Here is a 12,762-nt window from a genome sequence, read left to right as displayed (position 1 = left end):
CTGTGCACTCAACTGCTCTCGCGGCGACCCTGCCCGCGCTGTCCCCCGTGGTGAACCCCGCAGGGGCCACCGCCTCGGGCGGCGTCTGGTCGTTCGCCTGGCTCGTCGTGGCCCTGCCGCTGGCGTCCGCGGCCGTGCTGCTGCTCCTCGGCCGGCGCTCCGACAGGTGGGGACACTGGCTCGGCGTGCTCGCGTCCGGCGGTGCGTTCGTCGTCGGCCTCCTCGCGATGCTCGAGGTCCTCGGCCAGGACGCGTCGTCCCGCGTGTGGGACCTGCGGCTCGGGACGTGGATCGACGCCGGTGCGCTGCACCTGGACGCGGGGCTGCGGTTCGACCCGCTGTCGCTCACGTTCGTGCTGCTCGTGACGTTCGTCGGCACGCTCATCCACGTGTACTCCGTGGCCTACATGGAGCACGACACGGACCGGCGCCGGTTCTTCGCCTACCTCAACCTGTTCGTCGCGGCGATGCTCCTGCTGGTGCTCGCCGACTCGTTCGCCCTGCTGTTCGTCGGGTGGGAGGGCGTGGGTCTCGCGTCGTACCTGCTGATCGGGTTCTGGAACCACAACACCCCGTACGCGGTCGCCGCGAAGAAGGCGTTCGTCGCGAACCGTGTCGGTGACGTGGGTCTGCTCGTGGCGATGGGGCTGATGTTCGCGCACTTCGGAGCGCTCGACTTCGGCACGGTCCTCGCCGACCCGGCGGCGCACGCGAGCGAGGGCACGCTCACCGCGATCGGCCTGATGCTGCTGCTCGCGGCCTGCGGCAAGTCGGCGCAGTTCCCGCTGCAGTCGTGGCTCGGCGACGCGATGGCCGGCCCGACGCCCGTCTCCGCGCTGATCCACGCCGCGACCATGGTCACCGCGGGCGTCTACCTGATCGTCCGCTCCGGGGCCGTGTTCGAGGCCGCGCCGACCGCGCAGCTCGTCGTCGTCGTCATCGGCGCGATCACCCTGCTGTTCGGGGCGATCGTCGGCTGCGCGAAGGACGACATCAAGAAGGCCCTCGCGGCCTCGACGATGTCGCAGATCGGCTACATGGTGCTCGCCGCGGGCCTCGGCCCCGTGGGCTACGCGTTCGCGATCTTCCACCTGGTGACGCACGGCTTCTTCAAGGCCGGCATGTTCCTCGGCGCCGGGTCCGTCATGCACGGCATGGACGACCAGGTCGACATGCGGCGCTTCGGCGGCCTGGCCCGCTACATGAAGATCACGTGGGTCACGTTCATGATGGGCTGGCTCGCGATCCTCGGGATCCCGCCGTTCTCCGGGTTCTTCTCCAAGGACAAGATCATCGAGGCCGCGTTCATCCCGACCGACGGTGCCACGTGGCGCGCGTGGGTGTTCGGGATGGTGGCGCTCGTCGGCGCGGGCATCACCGCGTTCTACATGTCGCGCCTGTTCTTCATGACGTTCGAGGGCGAGCGCCGCTGGACCACCCGCAAGGACGGCTCCGAGCAGCACCCGCACGAGTCCCCGGCGCTCATGACGTGGCCCATGATCATCCTCGCGGTCGGCTCCGTCGGCCTCGGCCTGTTCCTCGCGCTGGGCAACCGGTTCACCGGCTGGCTCGAGCCCGTCACGGGGCACGTCGAGCACGAGGAGCCCGTCCTGCCCGCCGGGGTGCTGATCGCGCTCACGCTGCTCGTCGTCGTCGCCGGTCTCGTCCTGGCGTGGCGCCGGTACGCGACCGCGACCGTGCCCGTCGTCCCGCCGCTCGGCACCGCGCTCACGCGCGCCGCGCGCGTCGACCTGTACCAGGACGCCGTCAACGACGCCGTCCTCGTGGAGCCCGGCCAGCACCTGACACGCTCGCTGGTCTACGCCGACCACGCGGTCGTCGACGGCGGGGTCAAGGGGGTCACGCACGCGACCGTCGGTCTGGGCGCGCTGCTGCGCCGCCTGCAGACCGGATACGTCCGCACGTACGCCGCGACGATGCTCGGAGGCCTCGTGGTCCTCCTCGTCGTCGTGCTGGCCGTCCAGAGCTGAGGAGAGCGATGTCGCCCGACTTCCCCTGGCTGACCACGCTGATCGCGTGGCCGGTCCTCGGTGCGCTGGTGCTGTGGTTCGCGCCGAAGGCGTTGCGTCCCCGGGCGCGCGTCGTGGCGCTCGGCGTCGCCCTCGTCGAGCTCGTCCTGCTCGTCCTCGCGTTCACCGCGTTCGACACGGCCGACGCCGGCACGGTCCAGCTCACCGAGACGCACCGGTGGATCCCCGCGATCGGCGCGTCCTACGCGGTCGGCGTCGACGGCGTGGGCCTCGCGCTCATCGCGATGTCCGTGCTGCTCGTCCCGCTCGTCGTCCTGGCGGCGTGGCGCGAGCAGGGCTCGGACACCACGACGAGCGACGCGCTGCGGAACTACCTCGCGCTCGCGCTCGTGCTGGAGGCGTTCATCGTCGCGGTGTTCTCCGCGCGGGACGTGTTCCTGTTCTACGTGCTGTTCGAGGCCATGCTCATCCCCGTCTACTTCATGATCGGCGGGTACGGGGGAGCCGAGCGGCGGTACGCCGCCGTGAAGTTCCTGCTGTACTCGCTCGCGGGCGGCCTCATCATGCTCGTCGGCGTCATCGCGCTGTACCTGCAGGGCCCGCGCGGCGAGGACGGCTTCCTCACGGACAAGCTCACCGGTCTCGACCTGTCGAGCGGCACCGAGCGGTGGCTGTTCGTCGCGTTCTTCATCGCGTTCGCGATCAAGGCGCCCATGTTCCCCGTGCACACGTGGCTGCCCGACGCCGCCGAGCAGGCGCCCGCCGGCACGTCGACGCTGCTCGTCGGCGTGCTCGACAAGGTCGGCACGTTCGGCATGCTGACGCTCTGCCTGCCGCTGTTCCCGAACGCGTCCCGCTGGGCCGCGCCGGTGGTCATCGTGCTCGCGCTCGTGTCGATCCTCTACGGCGCGCTGCTCGCGATCGGCCAGAAGGACCTCATGCGGCTCATCGCGTACACGTCGGTGTCGCACTTCGGGTTCATCGTGCTCGGCATCTTCGCGTTCACGTCGACCTCGGTCGCCGGCTCGTCGTTCTACATGGTCAACCACGGGCTCTCGACCGGTGCGCTGTTCCTCGTCGCCGGGTTCCTCGTCGCGCGGCGCGGCTCGCAGCAGATCGACGCGTTCGGCGGGCTGCAGAAGATCGTGCCGGTGCTCTCTGGCCTGTTCCTCGTCGCCGGCCTGTCGGCCCTGTCGCTGCCCGGCCTGTCGACGTTCGTGTCCGAGTTCATGGTCATCGTCGGCACGTTCGGCCGGCACCCGGCCGCGGCGGTCGTCGCGACGCTCGGCGTCGTCCTCGCCGCGATCTACGTGCTGTGGACCTACCAGCGCATCTTCACGGGACCGCCGCGCGACGAGGTCGCGGGCTTCCGCGACGTCACCGCGACCGAGCGCTGGGCCGTCGCGCCGCTCGTCGCCGCGATGCTCGTGCTCGGCTTCGTGCCCGGCCCCGCGCTCGATCTCGTGCGTCCGCCCGCGTCCGTGACGCTCGACGTCGTCGGCGTGCAGGACGTCCCGGCCGCTGCTCTCGAAGGGAGCGACCAGTGAGCTTCACCGCACCGGACATCGCCTGGGGCGCCCTCAGCCCCGTCGTGATCGTGCTCGTCGCGGGCATCCTCGGCGTGCTCGTCGAGGCGTTCGTGCCCGACCGTGCGCGCCGCACCACGCAGCTCGTGCTCGCGTTCGGCGCGCCCGTCGGCGCGGTCGTCGCGGTCGCCGCGCTGTGGGACGGCGTCGCGTCGTCCGGCGGCACGGACGTGCTGGACGGGTCGCTGCTCGTCGACGGCCCCACGCTCGTCATCCAGGGCGTCATCGCGGTCCTCACGGTCCTCGCGCTGCTCGTCGTCGCGGACCGCACGGCCACCGGCCAGGACGCGTTCGCGCCCACTGCGGCGTCGATCCCCGGCTCGGAGTACGAGGAGCTCGCGCGGCGCAAGGGTCTCACGCAGACCGAGGTCTACCCGCTGCTGCTGCTCGCCACCGGCGGCATGATGATCCTGCCCGCGACCGGCGACCTGCTCACGCTGTTCGTCGCGCTCGAGGTGCTGTCGCTCCCGCTGTACCTGCTCACCGGCATGGCGCGCCGCCGCCGCCTGCTCTCGCAGGAGGCCGCGCTCAAGTACTTCCTGCTCGGCGCGTTCGCCTCGGCGCTGCTGATCTTCGGCGTCGCGCTCGTCTACGGCTACTCCGGCACGCTGCGCTACTCCGAGATCGCCGCGGCCACTGCCCAGCCCTCGGCGCTCGACCCGCTGCTGCTCGTCGGTGCCGTGCTCCTGCTCGTCGGCCTGCTGTTCAAGGTCGGCGCGGTGCCGTTCCACTCCTGGACGCCGGACGCCTACCAGGGCGCCCCGACCCCCATCACCGGCTTCATGGCCGCGTGCACCAAGGCCGCCGCGTTCGCCGCGCTGCTGCGCGTCTACTACACGATCTTCCCGGGCCTGCAGTGGGACCTGGACGTGTTCCTGTGGACCGTCGCCATCGCCACGATGGTCGTCGGCACCGTCGTCGCGCTCGTCCAGACCGACATCAAGCGCCTGCTCGCGTACTCGTCGATCGCGCACGCGGGGTTCATCCTCACGGGCGTGGTCGCGCTCGACGAGGCCGGCGTCAGCGCCGTGCTGTTCTACCTGCTGGCCTACGGCGTCGCGACCGTCGGCGCGTTCGGCGTCGTGTGGCTCGTGCGCGAGCGCACCGTCCCGCAGGGGTCCGACGACGAGCTCGGCGAGTCCGACGAGGACCTGCGCACCTCCGTGCTCGGCGAGGCCACGCATCTGTCGCAGTGGGCCGGTCTCGGCCGCACCCACCCGGCGCTCGCCGGGGCGTTCGCGCTGTTCCTGCTGTCGTTCGCGGGCATCCCGCTCACGGCCGGGTTCATCGGGAAGTTCGCCGTGTTCTCCGCCGCGATCGACGGCGGCGCCTGGCCGCTCGCGCTCGTCGGCGTGCTGAGCTCGGCCGCGGCAGCGTTCTTCTACGTGCGGATCATCGTCCTCATGTACTTCACGCCCGCGCCGGGTCGCGACGAGGTCGCGTCGGCCTCGGCGCCCGAGTCGTCGGCGGGGGAGCCCGCCGTCGAGCCAGCCGTCGAGGGCACCTCCGACGAGGACGTCGCGCTCGAGGGCGCCGACGGCTCGGTCGCCGTCGCGACGCTCGTCGCCGCGCCCGTCGCGACGACCACGACGACCGTCGTGCCGTCCGAGGGGCTCGCGGCGGTCGCGATCGGCCTCGCCGCGGTCCTCACGGTCGTGCTCGGCGTCTTCCCGACCCCGGTGCTCGACCTCATCTCCGACGTCGCGAAGTTCCTGCCCTGACCGGCACCGGCCCGATTCCCGAGCTCACCGCCCGGTTCGTCCGTTCCACCCGGTCGGCCGTGCGGGAGCACCCTCGCGGCCGGGATAGGTTCGTCTCGTGACTTCGACCGCGGCCATCCCGCTGGCCGACCAGGCCCTCGCCGACCGGCTCACCGCGCGCCTCGCGCTCGTCGAGGAGGCGCTGCGCGACGCCGTCGGCAACGCCGACGCGCTTGCGGACTCCGCGTCGCGCCACCTGGTCAACGCCGGTGGCAAGCGCCTGCGCCCGCTGCTCACCCTGCTCGTCGCCGAGCTCGGTGACGGCGCGCGCCGGGAGGTCATCGACGCGGCCGTCGTCGTCGAGCTCACGCACCTCGCGACGCTGTACCACGACGACGTCATGGACTCCGCGCCGCTGCGCCGCGGCGCACCCGCCGCGCACGAGGTCTGGGGCAACTCCGTCGCGATCCTCACCGGCGACCTGCTGTTCGCACGCGCGTCGACGACCGTCGCGGGCCTCGGCCCCGAGGCCGTGCGCATCCAGGCGCGCACGTTCGAGCGCCTGTGCCTCGGCCAGCTCCACGAGACCGTCGGCCCGCGCGACGGCGACGACCCCGTCGCGCACTACCTGCAGGTGCTCGCGGACAAGACCGCGTCGCTGCTCGCGACGTCCGCACGGCTCGGCGCGATGTTCGCGGGCTGCCCGCCCGAGGTCGTGTCGACCGTCATGGAGTTCGGCGAGCGCATCGGCGTCGCGTTCCAGCTCGCCGACGACGTCATCGACCTCACCTCCGACGGTGCGTTGACCGGCAAGACGCCCGGCACGGACCTGCGCGAGCGCGTCCCCACGATGCCCGTTCTGCTGCTGCGCGCGCGCTGCGCCGGACCGGACGCCACCGCCGAGGACCAGGCGCTGCTCGCGCGCCTCGACGGCGACCTGTCCGACGACGCCGCGCTCGCCGAGGCCGTCGCGCTGCTGCGCGCCCACGCGGTCGTCGGCGAGACCCGCGCCCAGGCCGTCGCGCTGGCTCACGACGCCGTACGCGTGCTCGAGCCGCTGCCCCCCGGTCCGGTCAAGGACGCGCTCGTCTCGTTCGCCGACGCCCTGGTCGACCGCGCGTCCTGACGCGACCGGCCGAGCCCTCGCCGGCTGCGGGGATCAGGAGCCGTCCGTCGCCGTGAGGGTGTCCCACGGGTCGGCGACGTGGATGTTCAGGACGGCCTTCGCGTGGCAGTCCATGCACTCGAAGATGTTCGTCCGGATGATGCTGGGCAGACCGAGCTCGGTCCATCGCACGTCGATCTCGCCGGTGTGGTCGCAACGCATGGGGCGTCCTTCTCGTGTCGGTCTCGGGGGAGCCCGAGGCTAGGCCCGCCCACCGGCACCGCCACCCGTGCGGGTGACACCCGACCGCACGACCGTCTCGCGGTACGACCAGCCCGCCCCGTCCTGGGCGCGGACCGGCCGAACGGATCGGGCGCATCTGGCACGATTCTCGCGGCAGGCCGGGGATCGCGAGAGCGGACCGGCCACCGCGACGAGGAGGGTGGCGAGCGTGAGCGTCAAGCTGTGCGGCACGTGCGGGGCAGAGCTCGAGGCGGGAGCGATGTTCTGCGCCGAGTGCGGCGCACGCGTGCAGGCCGCCCCCGCGTCGACGCCTCCCGTCCCGCCGGCGCCCGTCGCTCCCGCTCCGTCGGTGGCCGCGTCGGGACCGGCGCCCGCTCCCGCCGCTCCCGCAACTCCCGCCGGTCCCGCCGCTCCCGGCGGGCGACGGGACGCCCGCGGGGTCGGTGCGTTCCCCGTCGTGCCGGGCAGCGTCGCGCCGGTCGGGCGTCGTGTCGCCGCGTACGCCATCGACGTGGTCGCGCTCTTCCTGCTCGCCGGCGCGGGCGTGCTGATCTCGCTGGCCGTCGCAGGCACCCCCGAGGCGGGCGCGACGCCGAGCGCGGTGTCGTTCCTGCCGCACGTGCTCGCCGGGCTCGGCGGGCTCACGCTGTGGGTCGGCGAGTCCGTCACCGGTGCGACCCTCGGCGGCGCGCTGCTCGGGATCCGCACCGTCTCGGCCGAGACGGGCCGACCTGCCGGCCTGCTGCGGATCTTCGTGCGACAGCTCGTCGTGGGCCTCGGCAGCATCGCGTGCGGGGTCGGGTCGTGGCTCGTCGCCGCGTCGGGGGTCTTCGACAAGTCGCCCGCACAGCGCGGCTGGCACGACAAGGCCGCCGGCACGATCGTCCTGCTCGCGAACGCGACGGGCGTCGCGCGCTCCGAGGACCCCGCGCAGGCGTGGGACCGGGCCGTCGCGCGGGCCGTCGGACCGGTGCCCCCGCCGCCGCCGAGCCCCGCACCCGCATCTGCGCCGCCTCCGGCTCCCGTCGCGCAGGCGCCCGTCGTCGCCCCCGCGGCATCCGCACCGGCGGTCGCCGCGCCCGTGATCGGCACGCCCGCCGCGACCACTCCCGCGGCCGGCTCGGTCGACGCGTCGGTCCCGCCGGCCGCGACCGACGTCCCGTCGGCGAACGAGCCCGAGCCGTCTCCGACGATCAGCCTCGTGCCGCTGCCGCCGGGTGTCGGGACGGGCCGCCCCACGGAGCGCCCGCCGGCCGGTGGCCTCATCACGGGCCCGCCCGTCGGGGCGCCCGCGGCGCCAGGAACCACGCCGACGTCCGCCTCCACCCCAGCGTCCACCCCGGACTCCGCCCCGTCGCCCGCCGCCGGGCCGGCGTCGCCCGCGGCCACCGCGGCGACGTCGGGCTGGTCCGACGCGCTCGCGGGCGAGGCCCGGCGCGCGTCGGGCGACACCCCGCCCTCGGGTCACGACCAGGTCGAGCCGCCGCGGAAGCCCGCGGAGACCACGGCGACCGCCGCGCAGCCTGTCGTGCGGTTCGCGAGCGAGCACCCGCGCTGGACGGAGGAGCTCGACGACATCGAGCTCACGCGCCTGCGCACGCCCGTCACGGGTCTGCCGCCCGTCCCGCCGGGCCTGCGCCTGGTGTTCGACACGGGTGAGCGCGTCGACGTGATGGGCGACGGTGTCGTCGGGCGCGCGCCGCAGGGCGAGGTCCCGCACGTCGTCGCGATCGACGACCCCGCGCGGTCGCTGTCCAAGACGCACCTCGCGTTCGGCCCGGCGGAGCCGGGCACGCTGTGGGTCGTGGACCGCGGCTCGACCAACGGCACGCTCGTCGTGCGCCCCGACGGGACGGCCGCGACGCTGCCCGCGGGCACGCGCGCGACGGTCGGCCCCGGCTGGTCGCTGCGCCTCGGCGAGCGCACCGTGCGCGTCGAGGCCCGCTGACGTCAGGTCGTCGACGGCGTCCAGGCGAGCTGCACGACCTGCAGCCCCGCCTCGCGCGTGACGAGCTGCGCGCGGCCCGGCACGGACGGCACGGGCCGTGCGGCGCCGACGAGCGCGCCCTCGTCGGGACTGCCCGACATGACGATCCCGGGTGCGGCGAGGTCGCGCACGGCCTGCAGCACCGGGTCGTACAGCGAGCGTGACGCGCCGCCGGTGCGGCGCGTGAGCACGAGGTGGAGCCCGACGTCGCCGGCCTGCGCGAGCAGCGGGACGAGCGACGTGAGCGGGTTGCCCGACGACGTGGCGACGAGGTCGTAGTCGTCGACGAGCACGTACACCTCGGCGCCGCTCCACCAGGACCGCGCGCGCAGCTGGTCGGGCGTGACGTCCGGGCCGGGCAGGCGGCCGCGCAGGTAGCCCGCGAGGTCGGCGATCTCGGCGGTCGCCTGCTCGTGCGTGGTCAGGTAGCTCGTGAGGTACGGCTCGGGGATCTCGCCGAGCATCGCGCGGCGGAAGTCGACCGCGATGATCTGGGCTTCCTTGGGCGTGTGCAGGCGCTGCACCTCGCTCGCGACGGCGCGCAGGAACGCGGACTTGCCCGCGCCCGAGTCGCCGAACGCGTACAGGTGGTGCTCCTCGCGGACGTCGATGACGACGGGTGCGAGCGCGGCCTCGTCGATGCCGAGCAGGATGCCGGGCGCCTGCGGCGCGCGGGCGCGCAGCTCGTCGAGCGTGACCTGCTCGGGCAGCAGGCGCAGCTTGGGCGGGGGTGCGCCGCGCCACGACTGCGCGACGGCCTGCACGAGGTGCTGCACGCCGGCGCCGAGCGTCTCGGCGGAGCCGTCGCCGTCGATGCGGGGCAGCGCGGTGAGGACGTGGTGCTTGGACGCCACCATGCCGCGTCCCGGGCGGCCCGTGGGGACGGCGGCGGCGACCTTGCGGTCGAGCTCGGAGTCCGTCGGGTCGCCGAGCCGCAGCTCGAGCCGCGTGCCGAACAGGTCCTTGATCTGGGTGCGGAAGTCCATCCAGCGGCTCGCGGACGCGAGGACGTGGATGCCGAACGTCAGGCCGCGACCGGCGAGCGCCTGCAGGCGCGGCTCGAGCTCGTCGAACTCCTGACGGATCGTGGACCAGCCGTCGACGACGACGAACACGTCGCCGTACCCGTCGTCGACCTGACCCGCGACGCGGCGCTGGCGGTAGGTCTCGATGGAGTCGATGCCGTGGGCCCGGAAGTACCGCTCGCGTGCGTCGACGATCCCCTCGACCTCCGCGACGATGCGGCGCACGACGTCGGGCTCGGCGCGTGTGCCGACCCCGGCGACGTGCGGCAGCCCGACGAGCGGCGTGAACGTGCCGCCGCCGAAGTCGAGCACGTAGAGCTGCACCTCGAGCGGGGTGTGCGTCAGCGCGAGGCCCGTCGTGACGGACCGCAGCACGGTGCTCTTGCCGGAGCGCGGGCCGCCGACGACGGCCATGTGACCGCCCGCGCCGGCGAGCGAGATGGTGAGGTTCTCGCGCCGCTGCTCGAGCGGGCGGTCGACGATGCCGAGCGGGAACGTCAGGGCACCGGCCTCGCGCCAGCCGCGCGAGACGAGCCCGAGCTGGGGGTCGACCGCGAGGTCGGGCATGAGGCGGTCGTACGTCTCGGGCACGACGAGCGGCGGGAGCCACACCTGGTGCGCGGCGGGACCCTGGCCGCGCATGAGCGAGACCGCGATGTCGAACGTGGCGCGCTTCTCGTCGTCGTCGATCTCCGGCTCGTCGGGCTCGTCGCGACCCGTGGCGGCGGTCAGGACGGGCGCGGCCGTGAACGACTCGAGGCGCGCGCGACCCGTGGCGACGGGACCGGCGCCCGCGGCGGAGCGGCGCCGCGCCTTGGGCGGACCCGAGACGTAGGAGGCGCGGAACTGGATCATCGTCGTCGGGTCGGGCTTGAGGTAGCCCATGCCGGGGACGGGCGGCAGCTCGTACGCGTCGGGCACGCCGAGCACGGCGCGCGACTCGGACGCGGAGAACGTGCGCAGACCGATCCGGTACGACAGGTGGGACTCCAGGCCGCGCAGGCGGCCCTCCTCGAGGCGCTGGCTGGACAGCAGCAGATGCATCTGCAGCGACCGGCCGAGGCGTCCGATCGCGACGAACAGGTCGACGAACTCGGGCTTGGCGGCCAGCAGCTCGGAGAACTCGTCGGCCACGATGAGCAGCGCGGGCAGCGGCTGCAGGTCGGGCCGGTCCGTGCGGCGCGCCTTCTCGTAGTCGGCGACGTTCGCGAAGTTCCCCGCCGCGCGCAGCAGCTCCTGGCGGCGCACCATCTCGCCCTGCAGCGCGTCCTGCATGCGGTCGACGAGCGTGAGCTCCTCGCCGAGGTTCGTGATGATCGCGGACACGTGCGGCATGTCCGCCATGCCCGCGAACGTCGCGCCACCCTTGAAGTCGACGAGGACGAAGTTGAGGTCCTCGGACGAGTGCGTGAGCGCGAGCGCGAGGACGAGCGTGCGCAGCACCTCGGACTTGCCGGACCCGGTCGCGCCGATGATGAGCCCGTGCGGCCCCATGCCCTGCTGCGCGGACTCCTTGATGTCGAGCGCGACGGGCTGCCCCTGCGGGGTCAGGCCGATCGGGACGCGCAGCCTGTCGCGCGCGAGCCGCGGACGCCACGCGCGCGACAGGTCGAGGTCGCGCACGTCGCCCAGGCCCAGCAGGTCGACGAGCTCGGCCGAGACCTGGCCCTCCTCGCGCTGCGGCCCGGCGTCCACGTACAGGGGGAGCAGACGGCGCGCGGTGGCCTCGGCCTCCGGCAGCGAGAGCTGGTCGCCCTTGAGCCGCGTGGGCTCCATCCCGACGCGCAGCACCTCGACGGGCACGCCGCCGTCCGGCAGCGCGGCGCCCAGCAGGAACCGCAGCGTGTGCGTGTCCTCGAGCTCCTCCCAGTGCTCCGGCAGCTCGAGCACCGTGATGCCGAGGACGCCGTCCGGCGTGAGGATCCCGTTGCCGACCGGCACGTGACCGCCGTCGACGACGACGAGCAGGTGCGGCTGGGGCGTCGAGCCGACGGGCGCGCGGCCGAACCGCGGCCGGTCCGCGAGGCCTTCGGGGAGCAGGTTCTCGATCTCGGCGAGCGTCGTGCCGATCATCCGCGCGGGGCCCACCGCGTCGCGCTCGCGGGTCGAGTGCGCGTGCGGGAGCCACTTGACCCAGTCCCACGCGGGCAGGGCGCGCTCGCTCGCGAGGACGGCGATCTGCAGCTGGTCGGGGGAGTGGAACGTCGCGAGCTGCGCGACGACCGCGCGCGCCAGCCCGCGGGCCTCGGTCTCGGCGCCCGCGACCTCGATGCGCGCCGCGCTGCGCACGTCGACCGCCAACGGGATGTCCTGCTGCACGCGGTGCGTCACGAGGAACCGGTGCGCGGCCGAGGCCGCCACCGGGTCGAGCTGCGCGAGCGGGGGCGTCTGCGGCGCCTCGAGCTGCAGCGCGAGCTGCTGCGCGCCCGTCCCGAGGCGCGCGCGCAGGAACTCCGGGTGGTCGGGCGTGCGCTCCCACGCGCGCGAACGCTCCTCGGCGATCGCCGGCAGCGCGCCCGGCTCGGGCGCGAACCACTGCGCCGCGCGCCGCTGCGCACGCGCCGCCTGGCGCACCGTGCGGCGCAGGTCCGCCAGGTAGGCCAGGTACTCGCGCCGTGCGCCGACGACCTGCGCCTGGTGCTGCGCGCGCTGACGCCACCCGTTGACCGCGACGAAGCCGAGCGACGCGACCAGGAACATGCCGCCCGCGATCATGCCCTTGCCGCCGGGCTGCGACATCGAGATGAAGACGATCGAGCCCACCGAGCCGAGCATCGGCACGAGGTTGGAGAGCACGCCGCTGACGCCGTCGGACGGCTGGATCTCCGGGGGCGGCTGCATGACCACCTGGCCCGTGGGGACGGGCGGGGGGCCGGCCTGAACGCCTCGGTCGGCGGTGATCGACATCGCTCTCCTCGCTGCCCGGAGCGTGCGCCGGGGTCGAGCATGCACGGGACGGCGCAACGGTACCCGCACCGGGGCGATCCGGACCCGTAGCATGTGGGCGGCCACCCGACCGGGTTCGCAGGTGGCGGGCCCGCGCAAGGCGCAGGACGACGAGCACGACGACGAGCACGACGACGAGCGCGACGACCAGCAGGACGGACCCAGCAGGACGGACCCAG

General features: G+C 73.9%; 7 protein-coding genes and 1 pseudogene. 6 read left to right on the top strand and 2 right to left on the bottom strand.

Annotated elements, in window-relative coordinates; all coding sequences use genetic code 11:
- Window positions 1–2: 2 nt before the first annotated feature.
- The 4 genes from nuoL (at window position 3) to F1D97_RS16715 (ending at window position 6,403) form a co-directional block, all read left to right on the top strand.
- Window positions 3–1,991 (top strand): NADH-quinone oxidoreductase subunit L, encoded by a 1,989-nt coding sequence (nuoL, locus tag F1D97_RS16730; RefSeq protein WP_236121604.1) that lies wholly within the window; start codon window positions 3–5, stop codon window positions 1,989–1,991.
- Between the two features lie 8 nt (window positions 1,992–1,999).
- The gene (locus F1D97_RS16725; protein ID WP_236121603.1) at window positions 2,000–3,538 is read left to right on the top strand and encodes an NADH-quinone oxidoreductase subunit M; all 1,539 of its coding nucleotides are present in this window, start codon (window positions 2,000–2,002) and stop codon (window positions 3,536–3,538) included.
- A complete protein-coding gene (gene nuoN, locus F1D97_RS16720) occupies window positions 3,535–5,298 on the top strand; it encodes an NADH-quinone oxidoreductase subunit NuoN (protein WP_236121602.1) in 1,764 nt (587 codons plus the stop codon). The genes F1D97_RS16725 and nuoN overlap by 4 nt, the downstream gene beginning before the upstream one ends.
- 97 nt (window positions 5,299–5,395) lie before the next feature.
- Window positions 5,396–6,403 carry a polyprenyl synthetase family protein gene (locus tag F1D97_RS16715; protein ID WP_236121601.1) on the top strand — a complete coding sequence of 336 codons (1,008 nt, stop codon included), beginning with the start codon at window positions 5,396–5,398 and terminating at the stop codon, window positions 6,401–6,403.
- Between the two features lie 33 nt (window positions 6,404–6,436).
- On the opposite strand, the gene F1D97_RS16710 is transcribed toward F1D97_RS16715, so the two are convergent.
- Window positions 6,437–6,604: a hypothetical protein gene (locus F1D97_RS16710; protein ID WP_236121600.1), complete on the bottom strand. Its 168-nt coding sequence runs from the start codon at window positions 6,602–6,604 to the stop codon at window positions 6,437–6,439.
- Between the two features lie 67 nt (window positions 6,605–6,671).
- Between F1D97_RS16710 and F1D97_RS17555 the strand changes: the two are divergent.
- Together F1D97_RS17555 and F1D97_RS16705 are read left to right on the top strand one after the other, a co-directional pair.
- Window positions 6,672–6,884, top strand: a pseudogene (locus F1D97_RS17555) (hypothetical protein); the annotation flags it as partial.
- Between the two features lie 198 nt (window positions 6,885–7,082).
- The gene (locus F1D97_RS16705; protein ID WP_236121599.1) at window positions 7,083–8,573 is read left to right on the top strand and encodes an RDD family protein; all 1,491 of its coding nucleotides are present in this window, start codon (window positions 7,083–7,085) and stop codon (window positions 8,571–8,573) included.
- A gap of 2 nt (window positions 8,574–8,575) precedes the next feature.
- Here F1D97_RS16705 and eccCa read toward each other — a convergent pair whose 3' ends face one another.
- Window positions 8,576–12,544, bottom strand: a complete 3,969-nt coding sequence (gene eccCa / locus F1D97_RS16700; RefSeq protein WP_236121598.1) for a type VII secretion protein EccCa — start codon at window positions 12,542–12,544, stop codon at window positions 8,576–8,578.
- Window positions 12,545–12,762: the final 218 nt, after the last annotated feature.

Source organism: Cellulomonas palmilytica (genome assembly GCF_021590045.1).
Classification (GTDB): domain Bacteria; phylum Actinomycetota; class Actinomycetes; order Actinomycetales; family Cellulomonadaceae; genus Cellulomonas; species Cellulomonas palmilytica.
Note: the sequence above shows the minus strand (reverse complement) of the source record. Positions and strands in the feature narration are given on the sequence as shown.

Excerpts from the sequence above, each read along its gene's own strand:
- eccCa (WP_236121598.1), bottom strand. The coding sequence starts at position 12,544 with ATGTCGATCACCGCCGACCGAGGCGTTCAGGCCGGCCCCCCGCCCGTC.
- F1D97_RS16710 (WP_236121600.1), bottom strand. The coding sequence starts at position 6,604 with ATGCGTTGCGACCACACCGGCGAGATCGACGTGCGATGGACCGAGCTC.
- F1D97_RS16725 (WP_236121603.1), top strand. The coding sequence starts at position 2,000 with ATGTCGCCCGACTTCCCCTGGCTGACCACGCTGATCGCGTGGCCGGTC.